Source organism: uncultured Bacteroides sp., assembly GCF_902472605.1.
Classification (GTDB): domain Bacteria; phylum Bacteroidota; class Bacteroidia; order Bacteroidales; family Bacteroidaceae; genus Phocaeicola.
In genome coordinates this window covers 1-20,380 of record NZ_CABROP010000042.1, presented here as the reverse complement: position 1 = coordinate 20,380, position 20,380 = coordinate 1, and the positions used below count along the sequence as shown (strand labels likewise).

Annotated in this window: 15 protein-coding genes, 2 tRNA genes and 3 pseudogenes; 12 read left to right on the top strand and 8 right to left on the bottom strand. The window is 43.4% G+C overall.

The genetic code is table 11. The features are described 5' to 3' along the window. Positions 1 to 64 precede the first annotated feature (64 nt). The 4 genes and pseudogenes from RDP42_RS10120 to RDP42_RS10110 all read right to left on the bottom strand — a co-directional run bounded on the left by RDP42_RS10120 (position 65) and on the right by RDP42_RS10110 (position 2,600). On the bottom strand, positions 65 to 934 hold the full coding sequence (locus RDP42_RS10120) for a flagellar FliJ family protein (RefSeq protein ID WP_308763583.1): 870 nt from the start codon (positions 932 to 934) through the stop codon (positions 65 to 67). 228 nt (positions 935 to 1,162) lie between these two features. Further along, positions 1,163 to 1,669, bottom strand: a pseudogene (locus RDP42_RS12520) (hypothetical protein); the annotation flags it as partial. Between the two features lie 392 nt (positions 1,670 to 2,061). After that, the gene (locus RDP42_RS10115) at positions 2,062 to 2,298 is read right to left on the bottom strand and encodes a hypothetical protein (protein WP_308763582.1); all 237 of its coding nucleotides are present in this window, start codon (positions 2,296 to 2,298) and stop codon (positions 2,062 to 2,064) included. Positions 2,299 to 2,310: 12 nt separating this feature from the next. Further along, positions 2,311 to 2,600 (bottom strand): annotated as a pseudogene (locus RDP42_RS10110) (molybdenum ABC transporter ATP-binding protein). Between the two features lie 484 nt (positions 2,601 to 3,084). Here RDP42_RS10110 and RDP42_RS10105 point away from each other — a divergent pair. Further along, positions 3,085 to 3,177: pseudogene (locus tag RDP42_RS10105) on the top strand (exo-poly-alpha-D-galacturonosidase); the annotation flags it as partial. Between the two features lie 609 nt (positions 3,178 to 3,786). Here RDP42_RS10105 and RDP42_RS10100 read toward each other — a convergent pair. Next, positions 3,787 to 4,173, bottom strand: a complete 387-nt coding sequence (locus RDP42_RS10100; protein WP_308763581.1) for a hypothetical protein — start codon at positions 4,171 to 4,173, stop codon at positions 3,787 to 3,789. A gap of 712 nt (positions 4,174 to 4,885) precedes the next feature. Here RDP42_RS10100 and RDP42_RS10095 point away from each other — a divergent pair. Together RDP42_RS10095 and RDP42_RS10090 are read left to right on the top strand one after the other, a co-directional pair. Then, positions 4,886 to 6,433, top strand: coding sequence for a sigma-70 family RNA polymerase sigma factor (locus RDP42_RS10095; protein WP_308763580.1), 1,548 nt, complete (start codon positions 4,886 to 4,888; stop codon positions 6,431 to 6,433). Positions 6,434 to 6,530: 97 nt separating this feature from the next. After that, on the top strand, positions 6,531 to 7,109 hold the full coding sequence (locus RDP42_RS10090) for a hypothetical protein (RefSeq protein ID WP_308763579.1): 579 nt from the start codon (positions 6,531 to 6,533) through the stop codon (positions 7,107 to 7,109). Positions 7,110 to 7,535: 426 nt separating this feature from the next. Here the strand turns inward: RDP42_RS10090 and RDP42_RS10085 are convergent. Continuing rightward, positions 7,536 to 7,608: transfer RNA gene (locus tag RDP42_RS10085), tRNA-Phe, on the bottom strand. 163 nt (positions 7,609 to 7,771) lie between these two features. On the opposite strand from RDP42_RS10085, the gene RDP42_RS10080 reads away from it, so the two are divergent. The 9 genes from RDP42_RS10080 (at position 7,772) to RDP42_RS10040 (ending at position 18,263) form a co-directional block, all read left to right on the top strand. Beyond that, positions 7,772 to 7,844, top strand: a tRNA-Pro gene (locus RDP42_RS10080). A 170-nt stretch (positions 7,845 to 8,014) separates the two neighbouring features. Then, positions 8,015 to 8,482: a ribosome assembly cofactor RimP gene (gene rimP / locus RDP42_RS10075; protein ID WP_303915226.1), complete on the top strand. Its 468-nt coding sequence runs from the start codon at positions 8,015 to 8,017 to the stop codon at positions 8,480 to 8,482. Positions 8,483 to 8,484: 2 nt separating this feature from the next. After that, the gene (nusA, locus tag RDP42_RS10070) at positions 8,485 to 9,744 is read left to right on the top strand and encodes a transcription termination factor NusA (RefSeq protein ID WP_204474496.1); all 1,260 of its coding nucleotides are present in this window, start codon (positions 8,485 to 8,487) and stop codon (positions 9,742 to 9,744) included. A gap of 107 nt (positions 9,745 to 9,851) precedes the next feature. Next, positions 9,852 to 12,776, top strand: a complete 2,925-nt coding sequence (gene infB / locus RDP42_RS10065) for a translation initiation factor IF-2 (RefSeq protein ID WP_308763578.1) — start codon at positions 9,852 to 9,854, stop codon at positions 12,774 to 12,776. A gap of 132 nt (positions 12,777 to 12,908) precedes the next feature. Further along, positions 12,909 to 13,427, top strand: a complete 519-nt coding sequence (locus RDP42_RS10060) for a CvpA family protein (protein ID WP_303915234.1) — start codon at positions 12,909 to 12,911, stop codon at positions 13,425 to 13,427. Between the two features lies 1 nt (position 13,428). Further along, the gene (gene sufB, locus RDP42_RS10055; RefSeq protein WP_308763577.1) at positions 13,429 to 14,880 is read left to right on the top strand and encodes a Fe-S cluster assembly protein SufB; all 1,452 of its coding nucleotides are present in this window, start codon (positions 13,429 to 13,431) and stop codon (positions 14,878 to 14,880) included. An 18-nt stretch (positions 14,881 to 14,898) separates the two neighbouring features. Further along, a complete protein-coding gene (gene sufC / locus RDP42_RS10050) occupies positions 14,899 to 15,651 on the top strand; it encodes a Fe-S cluster assembly ATPase SufC (RefSeq protein WP_022353307.1) in 753 nt (250 codons plus the stop codon). Positions 15,652 to 15,653: 2 nt separating this feature from the next. Continuing rightward, the gene (sufD, locus tag RDP42_RS10045) at positions 15,654 to 16,997 is read left to right on the top strand and encodes a Fe-S cluster assembly protein SufD (RefSeq protein WP_308763576.1); all 1,344 of its coding nucleotides are present in this window, start codon (positions 15,654 to 15,656) and stop codon (positions 16,995 to 16,997) included. Positions 16,998 to 17,042: 45 nt separating this feature from the next. Then, positions 17,043 to 18,263, top strand: coding sequence for a cysteine desulfurase (locus tag RDP42_RS10040; RefSeq protein ID WP_308763575.1), 1,221 nt, complete (start codon positions 17,043 to 17,045; stop codon positions 18,261 to 18,263). An 87-nt stretch (positions 18,264 to 18,350) separates the two neighbouring features. On the opposite strand, the gene RDP42_RS10035 is transcribed toward RDP42_RS10040, so the two are convergent. After that, positions 18,351 to 20,129 (bottom strand): aminopeptidase P family protein, encoded by a 1,779-nt coding sequence (locus RDP42_RS10035; protein ID WP_308763574.1) that lies wholly within the window; start codon positions 20,127 to 20,129, stop codon positions 18,351 to 18,353. Positions 20,130 to 20,141: 12 nt separating this feature from the next. Further along, on the bottom strand, positions 20,142 to 20,380 hold a 239-nt coding region (locus RDP42_RS10030), incomplete at its 5' end, for a hypothetical protein (RefSeq protein ID WP_308763573.1).

The following is a 20,380-nucleotide window of genomic DNA, read 5'->3' as shown; positions in this document are numbered from 1 at the left end:
TATATTAATATACAATGGTTTATCATACGTTTTACGCCAAACCCAAAATCTACATTTTCATTTTTCAGAACTCTGCCACCCATCTGTCGAGTGTCGTTTCATCCGGAAGACCGTCTTGCAGAGTATCGCTCAGATGCTTCTTCAGGCGGAACTTCTTCTGAGATACGGAAGTCGTATTCACACCGAAGATCTCCGACATCTGTGCGTTGTTGAAACGTAGTTTTATCAACATACAGAGGTGTAGCTCCTGCTTCGTAAGAGTTGGGCATACACCCAGAAGGCGGCTCACGAAATTGCTGTATGTACCTTCGCACATTTGTTCCAGAGTCTCCCATTCACCGGCCTCCAGGACACGGCATTTCTCCCTCAGTTCCTTCACCAGTCTGTCGTTGTCCACCAAATAGTCGGCAAGCACACGTTCCCTCTGCTTCAGGTAGAGATTTTCTTCCGATAGGTTGCGGAACTTATCTGCCTCACGTCTGGCCTTATCCAGTTTGGAAGAATAGTCGTTAATATGATGTTGAAGAGAGTTTATCTTTTCAGACAGCCTGCTGTTCTCAACCTGAAGGCTGTCTATCTGTTCACGGTATTCATGCAGTTCTTCAGAGTTCATTTCCTGACCGGACAGCTGTTCCTTCAGTTCCTCCATGTAGCGGTTGTTCTGCATGAGCTGTGTCTCGTATTCGTGCAGTTGAAGCATATACTCCTGTAGCTGTTCCGACTGTTTGCGGATGGTGGTTTCCTTTCTCACAAGCCGTTTCTGATAGAGGTAAGCAACTACAGCTATAACCACTATCAGGCATATCGTGATGATGAACATCATACGCTGTGCATCTGCCTTCTCCAACTTCAGACGTTGCTGTTCGGTGATGAGTTTCTGATGGTCGTACTTCTCCTTATAGGCGATGATTTCCTTGCCTTTGTCTAAGGACATAACAGAGTCAGTATAGAAAAGAAGTGAATCGCAAAACTCTTTCATGTATATATTAAATTCTGAATCACAAGATAACTGATACAACGTTTTATAGACAGAACGTTTTGTATATACGTTATCGGTTCTTAATGATTTTTTTAAATAATATAAAGCTGAATCTGTCTTAGACAGACATAAATATATTTGTCCTCGTAACAAATAGGTTTGAGAAGAAGGTTGTAATGTTTGTACTACCTCAAGAGACTCATAAAATCTTTTTTGAGCAATATAAACCAAAGCCAATTCTTGCTGTACAACAGCATAAAAATCATTATTCTTTAATTCTAAAGCCAGCTCTGCACTTTGTTCATATACCTGTTCAGCTTTATCCAAATTATTCAATAAGCAATAACATCTTGCTAAATATTGTAAAGAAACCATCTGATAGCGCAAATTCGAATCTTTAACAGAATAATTATATGCACTTTGACAAGCTTCAAACGCATACTCGATAAGATTACGATATAAATATATTCTTCCTAATCCTGACATAATCAGATAGCCCAATTTATAATCATTGGTCTTCTCCATTTCAGTCTTGGCCTCTAAATAAAATCTGATAGACTCTTCAATATTACCAAGATTATAATTCAAGCCTCCCATATATAAAGCCGACATCGCCTTCCTGCGGGCATTATCGGTAGGTTTGTAATAATCGTATGCTATCCTCACAAGTGAATCTGAAGGGATTTTCATCATCTGTTTGTACTGCGCCTGAGTAACCAACAGACACCACAGCGCATGGTTCTCCTTATCCCAGCGTGCTGAAGGCATCGGCATGTCCTCCAGGATATAAAGCGCACTGTCCGGGTGATCAAACATCACGGATTCTGCATAAACCAATTCCGGAAGCGGTGTTTTCTCCTTGCCGTTTCCGCTGCATTGGATATTCAAAAGGGCAGTACAAGCAATCAGGATGTACAGTATATAGTGGGTTATCTTTCTCATTTTCCTAATTTTGCGGCAAAATTAGAAAAAAAGCGAAATACATAGAATGTATTAAAGAAATAGATGCAGCTATTTCCCGGAAGAACAGGAATTTCCGTTTCTATTCAAGGGAACGGAAATACAGAAGCAGAAGGCTCCTGTCAGGATCCTTTTATGATTACCACACAATCCTCGACTTCGGTGGGCAGACCAAAAAGAGGGTATCGAGTGAAATAGGGTTGCGCTTCTTCATCAGAAGGAGTACAGACAAGTTCCGCACCGATACTTTTCAGAGTTTCATCAATCATCCTGACTTCTTCATCTGTCAGACCGGTCATGTCGCCGTTGAAGATATAACCAAAAGCCCATGTAGGGATTTTCTCTATACTCTTTTTCATGGTTTATGGGGGTTAGATTTGTACTATCTTGTTTATTCTGCCGTGAAGGAAGTTTCTCAGTGCTGTCTTGTCGATTGACTTGTATTCGTACCAACAGCCATACTGATTGACGAGGAATGTCTTCAGGATGTCAGAGAAATCAAATCTCCAGCCTCTCACCGGGATTCCGCTCTTGAAGTAGGTGTTATGGTTCACCTGGTATGAAATCAGTTCTTTTCCTCACGGCTGAGTTTTTCCTTATTGTTCACTTTCTGACGAAGGATATAAGCTTTTGCGTCCTTAAGAGTGTCAAGTGCGGGCACTTCCTATAAAGCGAACTTCGTTGCTATTGCTGCCATAGTCGTATGAATTAATGAGTGAATGATTTTATGCGTCCTTCGGTCGCATCGGTCGTTTCGTTTCGGTGCCCGGTCTGAAGGGCTACGGCAGAAGCAAGGTTTTGACAGAAAATACCTCGCCACCGGCAGGGAAGATTTTCAGCCAAACCGTCAGGCCTGACCTTGATGAAGCGGAACAGCCCGATATACCTTTGCACCGCAGAACGGAATGGCCAACTGATGTGGACGGGGTCGGATGGTGGAGGACAATGAAGTGAAGGCAGAAAATTAACTTGAATAGTTATTTTTTTCTGATGATAAGGCGGAAGAGACAATAATACAACAAGAATTGTAAAGAACTTCACTAATCTCTATGGAAGAAATATATTATTGCAAAATAGCATACTAAACTTATTGGTTTAGAATAAAATGATTAAATTAGTTATCTTAAACGAAATGGAGTATAAGAGAGAACCCAGAAACCCTTACACCTCTGACAAAGAAACGATTTGAACTTATAGTAAAGCGAATAAAAGAGCTTGACGAATATACAGCAATATAACTTTCCTAAGTGTTAAAACCATAGCCAAGCTATAATCCTAATTTTCTTTTTATTATATTTGAATTGTTAGCCTTAAAGAAGGAGGTCTATATGAAAATTAAATGCATTTTTTAATTTTATTACGGCATGCATTATGGCTGTTGGTTCTATCATCATTGGATGTACAGAGAGCAATATTGATGTAACCCCAGCAGAAAATAATTCTGTCATAAAAGAACTATCAGAAGGAGAACAAGCTGCGAATGCTTAGAACAAATTCAAAAAGCAATTGTAAGTCAAAATAGGTCAAGCATTGCTGATTTAAAAGAAACAATAAAAGCAAGCTGTATAAAGAACGGATGTTGTGATAGCTTATTGGTAATATTTAAACTAAAAGGAGGTTTTTCATGAGTAAAAAAGAGTTTCATTTAAGCCTTTATCAAGTTTTGTTTGTATTGGTTATACACTTTTTTAACCTACTATATGCCTTTTGAAATAAGTGGAAATTCTCTATGCGAAATTTATTCTTTTCAAGGAATTCCATTTGCACTAATATTGGGATTGATTTTGAATTATTATAACAAATAAAAATAAAAGCTTTTTGAAGATTAAGAATATATCGAGTTATAGTTATATGACTTCAGGGCGAGCAGCCATCATCACCCGGTGCCTGTCCTGAAGAATATCTATCAGTTCATCCGATGACGAAGGAACACGTTTCATTTCTCTGCGACTTGCCACAATGTGAAATATACCAAGTACGTCATGAGAATCTGCATTGCGGGCCGGCAGCGGTTGTCCTGTTTCTATGATCTGTCTCGCATCCTCTATTTCAAATTCCGTACCTTCAATATAATTGGAGAAATAGCTCTCGCAAAAGGCAAAATTTCGAAGGGCAGATGTTTTAACATTAGGTTCATCTATAATTTCAAATGGTTGGTTATGCAATGCCTCAAACAGGACACCAAAGAGTTTGACACGCTCAGCATCAAACGGTTCACCGATTGCTCTGGCCATAGCACCTGAAGATGTTTCTCCAAGTAGTTTTCAATATATTCGCGAGGCAGACACTTGGAACACCATCACGAGAACGGCTGGCCTGTAGATTCTCCAATGTCCTCCGTTCAGCACTTGATATATAAATTCTCTATGAAGGGCATGTCACGTTCACCACCGCCACGTCCTTCCATCAAGTGAACCTTCAAACCTGGAAGTTTCACATTCTTCGTATATTCGTATGATAAATATCTCCGTCTTCAGTAGGTTTTTACTCAAAGGAACCCTAAAATTCAGAAAACATTGCGCTTGACTATGTCTTCCAATGAATCCACCATATTTGGAGTATATATCTTAGATATTATCTTACGGATACTACCCTCATTAACCATTTTCTTCCTTTTGCTTTCATTCATGTCTACTCCAGCAAAAAGGACTTCCGAAATATTCGGTGCGATACTCATATATTCAATCAATCTTTAACTACAAAAAAAGTAAATAACAACGTAAATATAAGCCTTCTAAACCATTTTCAGTCTGATAAGAAGCCTGTTATCTCCGTTTTTAGTCTGGTAAAAGGATATTCTTTTTTACTACTTCATAATCTTGGTGACACCACTCTAAAGATTCATTATCGGAAACATTATAGTCTTTCTGATAGTTATATGTAAAAGATTGTTAAGGATTATGCTGTCCCATGCAAAATAATACGATAATATCCATCTTTATTATAATGGCAACTATTGATATCAAAGAGTTATTAGAACGGTGTAAAAAAGGAGATAAAGAAGCATTAGGATTACTTTATACGACCTTTTCAAGACGGATGATGCGTGTCATCTGTCACTATATACATGATTTGGATGCTGCACAAGATATACTTCATGATGGTTTCCTTATCATTTTCAGCCGTATCAATCAACTTCAGAATGAGGAAAAACTGGAATACTGGATGGGGACGATAATGAAAAATTTGTCTTTGCGATATCTTAAAGAGCAGGATTTTATCCAACTGCTCACAGAAGACTATGATACGCCTGACATTCCAGACTTTGAGGAATCTATTACAATGGAAGAATTGGAGATAATGATCAACCGTCTTCCTGTGGGTTATCAAAAGGTGTTCAGACTTGCAGTATTGGAGCACAAAACTCATAAAGAAATTGCTAAACTGCTTGGTATTTCAACTCAGACATCAGGTTCTCAATTATTTCATGCACGGGCTATGCTTCGTGAAATCATTGTAAAACATAAATTAGAAAAAGGTATGGCGATATTAGCCATTATCATAATTGCCATGATTTTCCAGCATAATCAAAATGACCATAGAGTTCAAACAATTTCCGAACCAACAAAATTAAGAACAAAAAAAAATAATGATATAGAGAATAAGGTAGAACAAAACGAGGAATCAATAAAGCAGATTGCCCTGCAAAGCAGTAAAAATACCGCATTACTTTCGGAAATCTGTGTGGAAAAGGAAGACTCCTTTAACCTCTCCACCAAAGCAGAAAATCTTCTTGCTGAAACAAAATCAGAAAATGGAGAGGACGCAGATACAGCTAAGCATGATATTTGTTCTAATCCAAATAAAACGGAATTTTCTGCCCGCGCACATCATTCCAATGACTTGCCTATAACAAAAAGAAAAAATAGTAACTTTAGCGTGTCTGTTGGAGGTTCTGTAATAGGCGCACTTAATACAGAAAATTCATATTTGAAACCAAGTGATAATCCTATTTTGGCAGGTTCTAATGACAAGGTTATAGAGGAATCTGAACACGATCTGCCAATTACATTTGCTTTGAATATTTCTAAAACCCTCTCTAAATATTGGAGTTTAGAAAGCGGGCTGCAATACACATTATTGCGGACAAAACGAACCACAACAACCATAAACGATAAACAGTCCGTTTCTGTAACCAATCAGTATATAAAAGCACATTATTTAGGAGTTCCTCTGAAACTTCGTTTTAAGATTCTGTCTATAGACAAATTCTCACTTTCTTCCGGCATTGGAGGAATGGTGGAGTTTCCACTAAGAGGCAAGGTGAATGAAAGGATAAATGACGGTGAAATGGAAGAACATAATTACTCATTGCCCATGCAATGGTCTGTATATGGAGGAATAGGGATTGAATATCATTTCACTCCGAACATTGGCATTTATGCAGAGCCATCTGTAAATTATTATTTTAAGTCAAGAAGTAATTATCCTACAATCAGGCAGGACAAGCCTTTTGAGTTCTCACTTCCTGTAGGCTTGCGTTATACTTGGTAATTTCAAAAATGTTAATTATTTCTGATTTCTTGTGATTTCATGCAAAGTTAGAAGTTTATGACACTCTTACTATTAGAAACTTTTAAAAAAAAACATTATGAGAAATCTTACTAGAATCAGTCGCCTTTCATTAATCTCTCGACCTATGTACACCCTAACTAAATTTGTTCGTCTCTTTTTTCCACTATTATTATTGTCTTCGTGCAGTAATTCTGAGGAACTAGACTATCCAGCAGTTGCATCTTCTATTTCTAATAGTATTTTGATTAATATATTGGATTCAGAAGGCAATAGCCTTATAGATAATGAGGCTATTATGAATGGATTGTCTTTCATTGGAAGGGATGGCTATAAAATACCTTTTCATACCGTTGAAATAGGAGATGAGAAAATAATAAGGACTGTTTTCCCACTTCCTATGGAATCTTCAATGAGCTATTCTGATGACAGAAAAGAAGGATATGGAGAATCAACACTTACCATAAAAGCTAAAGATTTTAAGTATATATTCAAAGGCTTGTTTCATTACACTTGTTCACATCCTGATATAGAGATGTTTGGAGGTAATGGAATAAAAATTATTGAGATTCATTCCAATGACCCCAATGTTTCTATCAGCGAGGATGCAAACTTCCTAAAGATTACTATCAAAATTACATCTGATCAAACTTGGTAAAAATATCAATATAGAAGAGAGTGACATATAGTCTGAATGAAATAGTTACCCCGTTCTATCACACTTATAATTTATACGGTATTTCATTCTTCAATATAGCATTATATTGGTATAGTAATAAATGTTGAATAAAGTAGTCCTTGATAACGCTATGTTATACTTAATATTTATACCCGGATATTTCCCCATTTCAGATTTTCCGACTTTGGAGGAAAATCTAAGACCGTTAGATAGGGTAAGTTAGTCTTTGTCGGACAGAATGCTTCCTGGCCATGACTCTTGCATAATTTTATGTCATCATGGGACTCAAAAAAAACAGCGAATCAGCCATTTTTATTGCACCAGATTGCATATTTGATGGCAGTATATAAAGAAAAAACCGCTGAATAAATTCAGCGGTTTTCATGATTCTTTGTTTTGTAAAAGTGGTGCCAACGGGAATCGAACCAGTGACACAAGGATTTTCAGTCCTTTGCTCTACCAACTGAGCTATGGCACCGTGGTTTTGCGTGTGCAAAGATAGGTCAAAAACTTGAAACTCCAAAATAAACGGGGTGAAAATGAGAAAAAATAATTTTTTATGAAAAAAATCATGTTTTCTTTTGCAGGTATTAAAAATATGCCTACCTTTGCAACCGCAAACGACAAACAAACGTTGCAATCGGAATGTAGCGCAGTTGGTAGCGCACTACGTTCGGGACGTAGGGGTCGGGCGTTCGAGTCGCCTCATTCCGACGAAAAGCGGCAGATGATTCATATCATTTGCCGCTTTTTCATACTCCTCCCCGGTGTAAATAATTCAGTTATTATTTTGTGTGACATGAGATTATTTATATCTTTGCAAGTGATTGGATGAAAAGGGGAGGGGCGATTAAGCTCCTTTTTTTGTTCTTAATAGTTTATACATGATAGATAAAAACGTTGTAGCTCGGATTGTAGAGGAATGGCTGGCAGACAAAAGCTATTTCCTGGTTGACGTGAGTGTAAGTCCGGATGACAAGATTGTAGTGGAAATAGACCATGCAGAAGGCGTATGGATAGACGACTGCGTGGAATTGAGTCGTTACATCGAGTCAAAATTAAGTCGTGAAGAAGAAGATTACGAACTGGAAGTCGGTTCAGCAGGAATCGGGCAGCCGTTTAAAGTCCTGCAGCAGTATCAGGCCCATGTGGGATGCGAGGTCGAAGTGATGGACAAGACCGGGAAAAAGTGGACCGGTGTGCTGGCAGATGCCAATGAAGAAAATTTCACGGTTACGGTGGAGGTAAAAATCAAGCCGGAAGGCGCCAAGCGTCCGAAGCTGGTGGAGCAGAATGTAACCTTTACGTATGATGAGATAAAATACACCAAATACTTAATTAGCTTTAAATAATTATGGCCAAAAAAGAAGAAACTGTCAGCTTGGTTGACACATTCTCGGAATTTAAGGAGTTGAAGAATATCGATCGCACTACTATGGTGAGCGTATTGGAAGAGTCATTCCGTAGTGTGATTGCGAAAATGTTCGGTACAGATGAAAATTATGATGTAATTGTAAATCCGGATAAGGGGGACTTTGAAATCTGGCGTAACCGTGAGGTGGTAGCGGATGACGAACTGACAAATCCGAACCTGCAAATTGCTTTGTCTGAAGCACGTAAAATCGATGCATCATACGAAGTCGGAGAAGAAGTGACGGATGAGGTGATTTTTGAAAAATTCGGCCGTCGTGCCATTCTGAATCTTCGCCAGACTTTGGCTTCAAAGATTCTGGAACTGGAAAAAGACAGTCTGTACAACAAGTACATTGATAAGGTGGGTACCGTAATCAGTGCGGAAGTTTACCAGATCTGGAAAAAAGAAATCTTGCTGTTGGACGATGAGGGCAACGAACTGCTGTTGCCGAAGACTGAGCAGATTCCGAGTGACTTCTACCGGAAGGGAGAAACAGCCCGTGCGGTAGTGGCCCGTGTAGATAACAAGAACAACAACCCGAAAATTATATTGAGCCGTACTTCACCTGTGTTCTTGCAGCGTCTGTTTGAACAGGAAGTTCCGGAAATCAACGACGGACTGATTACCATCAAGAAAATTGCCCGTATCCCGGGTGAACGTGCCAAGATTGCGGTAGAATCATACGACGAACGTATTGATCCGGTAGGTGCTTGTGTCGGTGTGAAAGGTTCTCGTATCCATGGCATTGTCCGTGAGTTGCGCAACGAAAATATCGACGTAATCAACTATACATCCAATATCCAGCTGTTCATTCAGCGTGCCTTGAGCCCGGCTAAGGTATCGTCTATCGTTATGCACGAAGATGAGAAGAGAGCCGAAGTATATCTGAAACCCGAAGAAGTTTCGTTGGCTATCGGTAAGGGCGGATTGAACATCAAGTTGGCCAGCATGCTGACAGAGTATACCATCGATGTATATCGTGAACTGGGTGAAGATGCGGGTACCGACGAGGATATCTACCTGGACGAATTTAAGGATGAAATTGACGAATGGGTCATCAACGCCATTAAGGGTATCGGCATTGATACAGCGAAAGGAGTATTGAACGCTCCTCGTGAGATGCTGATTGAAAAAGCAGACCTGGAAGAAAATACGGTGGATGATGTCCTGAGAATTTTGAAAGCAGAGTTTGAGGAATAACGCTTTGAGGCGGTAAACAGGGGAGAATGGGGCTCCATTCTCGTCTGCTTATTTATCTGTGACTGATATAATATTTTCCCCTGAACTCTATTAAAAAGTGATGAATTATGACTATAAGATTGAATAAAGTAACAAGAGATTTGAATGTCGGAATAACCACGGTGGTAGACTTTTTGCAGAAAAAAGGATATACGGTCGAGGCTAATCCAAATACGAAAATTACGGAGGAGCAGTATGCTGTACTGGTGAAAGAGTTCAGCAAGGACAAAGATTTGAAAATAGAGTCGGAGAAAATTATTCAGGAACGGCAAAATAAGGATCGTAACAAGGCTTCTGTTTCTATTGAAGACATCCATCCGGAGCTGAAAAAGCCGGAGGTGATAGAAACAGTGGTTCCAGAAGATGTGCGGCCTAAATTCAAGCCTGTGGGAAAAATAGACTTGGATACTCTGAAAAGGAAGAAGAAACCGGCTGTGGTTGAGCCTGCTGAAGTTCCTGCATCGCAGGAAGGGCCAGCTAAGCCAGAACCTGAGAATAAAGCCCCTGAGGTGAAGGAAGTAGAAACTAAAAAGGAAAATGCAGTTTCACAGCAGCCTCAGACAGTAGAGAAAGAAGAAACGAAACAGCCGGAGTTAAAGGCAGAAGAATTGAAACCAGAGCCGATGGAAGAAGAAAAAAAGCAACAATCCGTTCAAGAAAACAAAGAAGACGAAGTATTTAAAATTCGCCCGACAGAATTTAAATCAAAGATTAATGTAGTAGGCCAGATTGATTTGGCTGCATTGAACCAGTCAACCCGCCCGAGAAAGAAATCGAAGGAGGAGAAGAAGAAAGAGAGAGAGGAAAAAGATAAGTTGCGTCAGGAACAGCGCAAGCAGATGAAAGATGCCATTATCAAGGAAATCCGAAAGAGTGATGACAAAGCGACTGATAAGGGTGGCCTGAACGATGAGGCTTCGAAAAAGAAAAAACGGAACCGGATTAACAAGGAACGAGTGGATATCAACAATCCTTCGGTGAATGTGGGAGGCGCTTCTCGCAACGAGAAGAGTGGAAGACCGAACCAGGCTCAGGCTCAAGGTGGAAAGCATAACAAGGACCGTTTCAAGAAACCGGTAGTAAAACAGGAGGTAAGCGACGAAGATGTAGCCAGACAGGTGAAGGAAACACTTGCCCGCCTGACCAATAAAGGAAAGAACAAGGCTGCCAAGTACCGTAAGGAAAAACGCGAGAATATTCAGAACCGCCAGCTGGAACAGGAAGAACTGGAACAGGAAGAAAGCAAGGTATTGAAGCTTACGGAATTCGTAACGGCCAACGAGCTGGCCAACATGATGGACGTACCTGTGACTCAGGTTATTTCTACTTGTATGAGTGTCGGTATCATGGTTTCCATCAACCAGCGTCTGGATGCGGAAACCATCAACTTGGTAGCTGAAGAATTTGGATTTAAGACAGAATATGTGAGCGCGGATGTGGCACAGGCCGTAGAAGAGGAGGCTGATGCAGAAGAAGATTTGCAGCCGCGTGCGCCGATTGTTACCGTGATGGGACACGTAGACCATGGTAAGACTTCTTTGCTGGACTACATCCGTAAGGCGAATGTGATTGCCGGTGAGGCCGGTGGTATTACGCAGCATATCGGTGCCTATAACGTGAAACTGGAAGACGGACGACGCATTACCTTCCTGGATACTCCGGGACACGAAGCGTTTACGGCCATGCGTGCCCGTGGTGCGAAGGTGACCGACGTGGTTATCATCATTGTGGCTGCCGATGACAATGTGATGCCGCAGACCAAAGAGGCCATCAACCATGCCATGGCAGCAGGAGTGCCTATCGTGTTTGCCATCAATAAGATTGATAAACCGAATGCCAATCCGGACCGAATCAAGGAAGAACTGGCTTCCATGAACTTCCTGGTGGAAGAATGGGGCGGTAAATACCAGTCACAAGATATTTCAGCCAAGAAGGGTACAGGTGTACACGAATTGCTGGAAAAAGTATTGCTGGAAGCGGAAATGTTGGATTTGAAAGCCAACCCGAATCGCAAGGCTATGGGTTCTATCATCGAATCTTCTTTGGACAAAGGACGTGGCTATGTGGCTACGGTACTGGTTTCCAATGGAACCTTGCATGTAGGCGATATTGTGCTGGCCGGAACTTCATACGGTAAGGTGAAGGCCATGTTCAACGAGCGTAACCAGCGGATGAAAGAAGCCGGTCCTTCTGAACCGGTGTTGATTTTGGGATTGAACGGTGCGCCGGCTGCCGGTGATACGTTCCATGTATTGGATACAGAGCAGGAAGCCCGTGAAATTGCCAACAAGCGTGAACAGTTGCAGCGTGAACAAGGTTTGCGTACCCAGAAGATGCTGACCCTTGATGAAGTAGGTCGTCGTTTGGCTTTGGGTGACTTCCACGAACTGAATGTCATTGTGAAAGGTGACGTGGACGGTTCTGTAGAAGCTTTGAGTGACTCGTTAATTAAACTGTCTACCGAACAGATTCAGGTAAATGTCATCCACAAAGGTGTGGGACAGATTTCCGAATCGGATGTGTCACTGGCTGCCGCTTCCAATGCCATTATCGTAGGTTTCCAGGTTCGTCCGTCAGGAAATGCCGCGAAACTGGCAGAGCAGGAAGGTGTAGATATCCGTAAGTATTCTATTATTTACGATGCCATTGAAGAAGTGAAATCGGCCATGGAAGGTATGTTGGCCCCGACGTTGAAAGAACAGGTGACTGCCACTATCGAAGTGCGCGAGGTGTTCAACATCAGCAAGGTGGGTATGGTTGCCGGTGCGGTAGTAAAGACCGGAAAGGTAAAACGTACAGACAAGGCTCGCTTGATTCGCGACGGTATTGTAATCTTTACAGGCTCCATCAATGCCCTGAAACGTTTCAAGGACGATGTGAAGGAAGTCGGTACTAACTTTGAATGTGGTATCAGCTTGACGAACTGCAACGACCTGAAGGTGGGTGATGTGATTGAAACTTACGAAGAAGTGGAAGTAAAACAGACATTGTAAGGACATACGTCTGACCATTGTTTGGGTGCAAATAAATACATTTGTCATTCAGAGCAAAGCGAAGAATCTTGTATTCACCCATCAGGATGGGCACAAGTTCTTCGCTTTGTCTTTTGATAGATGCGGTGGAAAATGGAAACACTTGACTGGATAATCGTAGCGGTGCTGGCCATGGGAGCCGTTTCAGGTTTCATGAAAGGCTTGCTCAAGCAGCTGGCCTCCATGGTGGGACTGGTAGCTGGCTTGTTGGTGGCGCGTGCTTTGTTTGCCAGTCTGGGTGAACAACTGGCCGTGAAAGTAGGAACTTCCGTGACGGTAGGGCAGATACTGGCCTTTCTGCTGATTGGGCTGGTGGTGCCGCTGGTATTGTCTGTGGTCGCTTCCACATTGACTAAAATTGTAGACAGGGTAAGTCTGGGATTTGTCAACCGTTGGTTGGGTGCCGGACTGGGCGCGTTGAAATATGCGCTGTTAGTCAGTGTCGTGATTCATTTTATTGATTTTGCCGATTCTAAAGATAACTTAATACATTCAACCACTAAGGGAAGTTCATTGTTATATTATCCGGTAAAGGATCTTTCGGGATTCTTTTATCCGATGGTAGAAAACCTAAAAGAGAAATTTATAGAAACAGATAATAATCAGATTTGATATGCAATTAGAACCCAACAAATATGTGAAGGAACTGACGCAGGAGAAGTACAAGTATGGCTTCACTACGGACGTACACACAGATATCATAGAAAAGGGACTGAATGAGGATGTCGTGCGGCTGATTTCTTCCAAGAAGGGAGAACCCGACTGGCTGCTTGAGTTCCGCTTGAAGGCGTTCCGTTACTGGCAGACGCTGGAGATGCCTACATGGGCGCATTTGAATATTCCGGAGATAGATTATCAGGCCATTTCATATTATGCAGACCCGACGAAGAAAAAAGACGGGCCGAAGAGTATGGAGGAGGTGGATCCGGAGCTGTTGAAAACATTTGACAAGCTGGGTATTCCTTTGGAAGAACGTATGGCGCTGAGCGGCATGGCGGTGGATGCGGTCATGGACTCCGTGTCTGTAAAGACCACTTTCAAGGAGACTTTGATGGAGAAAGGCATTATCTTCTGTTCCATCAGTGAAGCAGTACGTGAGCATCCGGATTTGGTGAAGAAATACTTGGGCTCGGTAGTAGGTTACCGGGATAATTTCTTTGCGGCATTGAACTCGGCAGTATTCAGCGACGGTTCGTTTGTATACATTCCGAAAGGGGTGCGCTGTCCGATGGAACTTTCAACGTATTTCCGTATCAATGCGGCCAATACGGGACAGTTTGAACGTACGCTGATTGTGGCCGATGATGATAGTTACGTGTCTTACCTGGAAGGATGTACGGCACCGATGCGTGACGAGAATCAGCTTCATGCAGCCATCGTGGAGATTGTGGTGCTCGACCGTGCGGAAGTGAAATATTCTACCGTACAGAACTGGTATCCGGGTGATGCGGAAGGCAAGGGAGGTGTATACAACTTTGTGACCAAACGAGGTAACTGCAAAGGGGTAGACAGCAAATTGTCGTGGACGCAGGTGGAAACGGGTTCTGCCATTACATGGAAATATCCGAGCTGCATCTTGAGTGGAGATAACTCTACGGCAGAATTCTATTCTGTGGCTGTAACCAACAATTTCCAGCAGGCCGATACAGGTACCAAGATGATACATCTGGGCAAGAATACCCGTTCTACGATTGTAAGCAAGGGTATCAGTGCCGGGAAGAGCCAGAACTCTTACCGTGGTCTGGTGCGGGTCTCTGAAAAGGCAGACAATGCCCGAAACTACAGCCAGTGTGATTCTTTGTTATTAGGAAGTCAGTGCGGAGCACATACCTTCCCTTACATGGATATTCACAATGAGACGGCAGTAGTGGAGCATGAGGCGACCACTTCGAAGATTTCGGAAGACCAGATTTTCTATTGCAACCAGCGAGGAATCTCTACGGAAGATGCCGTGGGATTGATTGTGAACGGTTATGCGAAGGAAGTGCTCAACAAATTGCCGATGGAGTTTGCCGTAGAGGCGCAGAAATTGCTGTCTGTATCGTTGGAAGGCAGCGTGGGATAAATATAAAATCAAAATATTATGTTAGAGATAAAGAATTTACATGCCAGCATCAATGGCAAAGAGATATTGAAAGGAATTAACCTGACCGTAAAGTCGGGTGAGGTTCATGCGATTATGGGACCGAACGGTTCAGGAAAGAGTACGTTGAGCAATGTCCTGGTGGGACATCCGGCTTATGAAGTCACAAAAGGTTCGGTAACCTTCGATGGTAAGGACCTGCTGGCTTTGAGTCCAGCCGACCGTAGCCATGAAGGATTGTTCCTGTCCTTCCAGTATCCGGTGGAAATTCCGGGCGTAAGCATGGTGAACTTCATGCGTGCGGCTGTCAATGAACAGCGGAAATATAAAGGCCTGCCGGCACTGACTGCCAGCGAGTTCTTGAAGCTGATGCGTCAGAAAAGAGAAATCGTGGAACTGGATAGCAAGCTGGCCAACCGTTCCGTAAATGAAGGTTTCTCTGGTGGAGAAAAGAAACGGAATGAGATTTTCCAGATGGCCATGCTGGAACCGAAACTGAGTATCCTGGACGAAACAGACTCTGGATTGGACATCGACGCCCTTCGTATTGTAGCTGAAGGAGTGAACAAGCTGAAAACTCCGGAAACCAGCTGCATCGTGATTACACATTATCAGCGTCTGCTCGACTACATCAAACCGGATATCGTGCACGTGCTTTACAAAGGACGTATCGTGAAAACGGCAGGTCCTGAACTGGCACTGGAACTGGAAGAAAAAGGTTACGATTGGATTAAGAAAGAACTGGGAGAATAAGCATGAAAGCAGAACAGCAATATATTGACCTTTTCACGCAATGCGAGGCGATGATTTGCCGGCATAGTGCCGAGGTGCTGAATGCGCCTCGTGCCAAAGCTTTTGCCGACTTTGAACAGTTGGGCTTTCCCACTCGCAAGCAGGAAAAGTATAAATACACGGAGGTGGGCAAGTATTTTGCCCCGAATTATGGACTGAACCTGAATCGCCTGGAAATTCCGGTCAATCCGTATGAAGTGTTCAAGTGTGATGTGCCCAATATGAGTACGTCGCTCTATTTTGTGGTGAACGATGCGTTTGACAAGCATGTGCATCCTTCGGCTCAGTTGCCGGAAGGAGTGTATTTCGGCAGTTTGAAAGATATGGCCGAACAGCATCCGGAGCAGGTAAAGAAATATTACGGAAAGCTGGCTGATACGTCGAAAGACGCGCTGGCTGCCTTCAACACGATGTTCGCTCAAGACGGTGTGTGTATGTATGTACCCAAAAACGTGGTGGTGGAACGTCCGATACAGCTGGTGAACATCTTGCGTGCGGATGTCGATTTTATGGTGAACCGACGGGTACTGATTATCTTGGAAGAAGGTGCACAGGCCAAGTTGCTGGTATGTGACCATGCCATGGACAATGTGAACTTCCTTTCTACACAGGTGGTGGAAGTTTTTGCTGGTGAAAATTCGGTGTTCGACCTGTATGAATTGGAAGAAACGCATAACAGTACGGTACGTTTCAGCAATCTGTATGTACATCAGGAGGCTGGCAGCAATGTGCTGTTGAACGGTATGACGCTGCACAACGGAACAACCCGCAATACGACGGAAGTCACACTGGCCGGGAAGGGAGCAGAAATCAATCTCTGTGGAATGGCCATTGCCGACGAGAATGAGCAGGTAGACAACAATACCTTCATCGACCACAAGGTGTCTGACTGTACCAGCAACGAGCTGTTCAAGTATGTGCTTGACGGGCAGGCTGTGGGAGCATTTGCTGGCAGGGTACTGGTACGTGAAGGGGCACAGCATACCTCTTCACAGCAGACCAACCGCAACTTGTGTGCAACCCGTGAAGCGCGGATGTACACTCAACCGCAGTTGGAAATTTATGCCGACGACGTGAAATGTTCGCATGGGGCTACCGTGGGGCAGTTGGATGAGAATGCGCTGTTCTACATGCAGCAGCGAGGTATCAGTCTGAAGGAAGCCCGTCTGTTGCTGATGTTTGCGTTCGTGAACGAAGTGATTGACCATATCCGTATGGAGGCGCTGAAAGACCGTCTGCATCTGCTGGTTGAAAAGCGTTTCCGCGGTGAATTGAACAAATGTCAGGGCTGTGCCATCTGCAAATAAGCAGGAAGGCACAGGCAAATAATTAGTTATATCGAAGGAGAATTTATGCAGTACGATGTCAACAAGATAAGGGAAGATTTCCCCATCCTTTCACGGACCGTATACGGGAAGCCGCTGATTTATTTGGACAATGGGGCTACGACCCAGAAGCCTCGTTGTGTGGTGGAATCCATTACAGACGAATATTATTCGGTGAATGCCAATGTGCATCGTGGCGTGCATTTCCTTTCACAGCAAGCCACAAACCTGCATGAGGCCTCGCGCGAGACGGTGCGTAAGTTCATTAACGCGCGCAGCACTTCAGAGATTGTCTTTACACGAGGCACTACGGAGAGTATCAATCTGGTGGCCTCTTCGTTTGTGGACAGTCAGATGAAGGAGGGTGATGAGGTCATTGTGTCGGTCATGGAGCACCATAGTAACATTGTGTCGTGGCAGCTTCAGGCAGCCCGAAAGGGAATTGTGCTGAAAGTGATTCCGATGACCGACCGCGGCGAACTGTTGCTGGATGAATACAAGAAACTCTTCTCGGAAAAGACGAAGCTGGTTTCTGTGGCTCACGTATCCAACGTGCTGGGTACCATCAATCCGGTGAAGGAAATCATTGACTTTGCCCATGCACAGGGAGTTCCTGTGCTGGTAGACGGTGCACAGAGTATTCCCCACATGAAAGTGGACGTGCAGGCACTGGATGCTGATTTTTATGTGTTCAGCGGACATAAGGTGTATGGTCCTACGGGAATCGGTGTGCTTTATGGAAAGGAAGCTTGGCTGGAAAAACTGCCTCCTTATCAGGGAGGAGGGGAGATGATTAAGAACGTGTCTTTTGAGAAGACCACTTTTAATGAACTCCCATTCAAGTTTGAGGCAGGTACACCTGACTATATCGGTTCGACCGCATTGGCAAAAGCCTTGGATTATGTATCTGCGATCGGTATGGACAATATTGCGGCTTATGAACATGAACTGACTCAGTATGCGATGGGGCGTTTGAAGGAAATTCCGGGTATGCGGATTTTTGGAGAAGCGGAGCAGAAGGGCGGCGTGATTTCATTTCTGGTGGGCGATATTCACCATTTTGACATGGGTACATTGCTCGACCGTCTGGGTATTGCCGTACGTACCGGACATCATTGTGCAGAACCGCTGATGCATAGATTAGGCATTGAAGGCACCGTTCGTGCTTCTTTCGGACTATATAATACGAAGGAAGAAGTGGATGCACTCGTGGCAGGAATTCTGCGGGTGAGTCAGATGTTTGCTTGATTGAAGAAATCTTGAATGGAAAAATAAAACCTCCCGGCTGGTTTTCTTAGAAAGGAAAATCGGTCGGGAGTTTTTTATGTGGGGTTGTCAGCGGACACCCGTCGTGGCTTTTTTCAGCCATTCTTTTTGTTCCTGAGGCAGGAGTGGAGAAAGTGACGTGTACACTTGCTGGTGATAGCTGTTCAACCATTCCTTCTCTTCCGGGCTGAGTAATTCTGGTAAGATCGGCTTGAGGTCGATAGGGCACAGGGTAAGCGGTTCGAATTTGTAGAACTCACCAAACTCAGTCGTTTGGTCGTTGACAATCAACATGGTGTTTTCTGTACGTACTCCGTAGCGTCCAGCTTTGTATACACCCGGTTCGTTGGTTACCGTCATTCCCGGCAGGAGCAGGGCCGGCATATGATTCATGCGGAACTGATGAGGCCCTTCGTGTACATTGAGGAAGTGGCCGACTCCATGGCCTGTTCCATGTCCGTAGTTCATACCTTCTTTCCAAATGAACTGACGAGCCAGTACATCCAGTTGTGTACCACAGGTTCCATACGGGAAGTGAGCCATGGAAAGCTGGATAAATCCTTTCAAGATGAGTGTATAATCTTTCTTCTGATCTTCGGTGACAGGTCCCAGGGAGATGGTGCGGGTAATATCCGTAGTGCCATCCAAGTATTGTGCGCCACTGTCGAGCAGCAAGAAGCCTTCCGGCTGAAGTGTGGCGGCCGTTTCTTCTGTGGCTTCATAGTGTACGATGGCTCCATGTGCCTGATATCCGGCAATGGTATCGAAGCTGATACCTTTGAAGTCCTTTTGGGCAGCACGGAACTCATACAGTTTTTGGTCGATGGTGATTTCAGTCTCTTTTCTGCTCTTCACTGCTTCTTCCAGCCAGCAAAGGAAATGTACCATAGCCACACCGTCGCGCAGCATCGCCTGATGGAAACCGGTGATTTCCGTTTCGTTTTTAATGGCTTTCATATACAAAACCGGAGAATCGTGGAGCACAACCTGGCTGTGACGACTGGCGGCCTGATAAAGGGCATAATTGGTAGAGCCGGAAAGTTGCAGGTTCTCTTCCTTATATTCTTCCAGGTCCTTCTCAACCTGTGAGTAGCCTTTGATTTGTATATGGTGTTCTGTGAGGTAACTTCGGGTTTCTTCCGTCAGCTTGTCGGGATGGATATATAAGGTGGAAGAGGTGGAGGTAATCAGCAGGTAACTGACAAATACTGGATTACAATGTACGTCGGTACCGCGCATGTTCAGAACCCAGGCAATTTCGTCCAAGGCCGAAATCAACAAACCTTTTGTCCCTCCTTTTCCCAGGGATTTTCTGATACGGTCAATTTTGTGGTCGCACGATTCACCGCTGTATTCTAAGGGAAGAACGAAAGGTGGGTCGAGCGGCAGGGAAGGTCTGTCTTTCCACAATGTATGGAACGGGTCGTCGATGGTCACCAGTTCCAAGCCATAGGGCTGGAGGGCATTTTGCAATTGTTTAGCTTCTGCGATGCTGTTTACCCATCCGTCGATGCCGACCTTGTCTCCTGCTTTTAATACACTTCCTAGCCATTCGGCAATTGAAGGTGTTTCTGGTAAACGGTCTTTAAATAAAGTAAGTCCACTGCCTTGCAGTTGGTCGGCTGCTTGCAGAAAATAACGGGAGTCGGTCCATAATCCACCCTCAGAGGTGGTAATGACCGCAGTGCCGGCAGAGCCCGTGAACCCGGAGATCCATTTCCGGCTTTCCCAATATGCCGGTACATACTCGCCTGCATGCGGGTCTGTACTGGGAACGATAAAGGCAGAAACCCCTTCCGCAGCCATTAGCTTACGTAAGGAGTCAATTCTTTCAGCTATACAATTCATGGTATAAATGGATTAAATAAAAAATATAAACCTATCAGACAAAAATAATAAATCTGTGAGAAAGGAGGTCTTTGTAACATCCTTATCTTTTATTTTTGAATAAAATATACTGGAATGTTTTGTAAATAAAGAAAGTATGCGTAATTTTGCGCCCAAATTGACTGCGAAATAATTTAATAACAACATACTTAATTTAAAAAACATGATTGTAGTACCAGTAAAAGAAGGCGAAAACATTGAAAAAGCGCTGA

Coding starts and splice junctions, on each gene's coding strand:
- RDP42_RS10120 (WP_308763583.1), bottom strand. CDS start 934: ATGTCCTTAGACAAAGGCAAGGAAATCATCGCCTATAAGGAGAAGTAC.
- RDP42_RS10035 (WP_308763574.1), bottom strand. CDS start 20,129: ATGAATTGTATAGCTGAAAGAATTGACTCCTTACGTAAGCTAATGGCT.
- RDP42_RS10115 (WP_308763582.1), bottom strand. CDS start 2,298: ATGAAAAAGAGTATAGAGAAAATCCCTACATGGGCTTTTGGTTATATC.
- RDP42_RS10040 (WP_308763575.1), top strand. CDS start 17,043: ATGCAGTACGATGTCAACAAGATAAGGGAAGATTTCCCCATCCTTTCA.
- sufB (WP_308763577.1), top strand. CDS start 13,429: ATGCAATTAGAACCCAACAAATATGTGAAGGAACTGACGCAGGAGAAG.
- RDP42_RS10095 (WP_308763580.1), top strand. CDS start 4,886: ATGGCAACTATTGATATCAAAGAGTTATTAGAACGGTGTAAAAAAGGA.
- infB (WP_308763578.1), top strand. CDS start 9,852: ATGACTATAAGATTGAATAAAGTAACAAGAGATTTGAATGTCGGAATA.
- sufC (WP_022353307.1), top strand. CDS start 14,899: ATGTTAGAGATAAAGAATTTACATGCCAGCATCAATGGCAAAGAGATA.
- rimP (WP_303915226.1), top strand. CDS start 8,015: ATGATAGATAAAAACGTTGTAGCTCGGATTGTAGAGGAATGGCTGGCA.
- nusA (WP_204474496.1), top strand. CDS start 8,485: ATGGCCAAAAAAGAAGAAACTGTCAGCTTGGTTGACACATTCTCGGAA.
- RDP42_RS10100 (WP_308763581.1), bottom strand. CDS start 4,173: ATGGCCAGAGCAATCGGTGAACCGTTTGATGCTGAGCGTGTCAAACTC.
- sufD (WP_308763576.1), top strand. CDS start 15,654: ATGAAAGCAGAACAGCAATATATTGACCTTTTCACGCAATGCGAGGCG.
- RDP42_RS10090 (WP_308763579.1), top strand. CDS start 6,531: ATGAGAAATCTTACTAGAATCAGTCGCCTTTCATTAATCTCTCGACCT.
- RDP42_RS10060 (WP_303915234.1), top strand. CDS start 12,909: ATGGAAACACTTGACTGGATAATCGTAGCGGTGCTGGCCATGGGAGCC.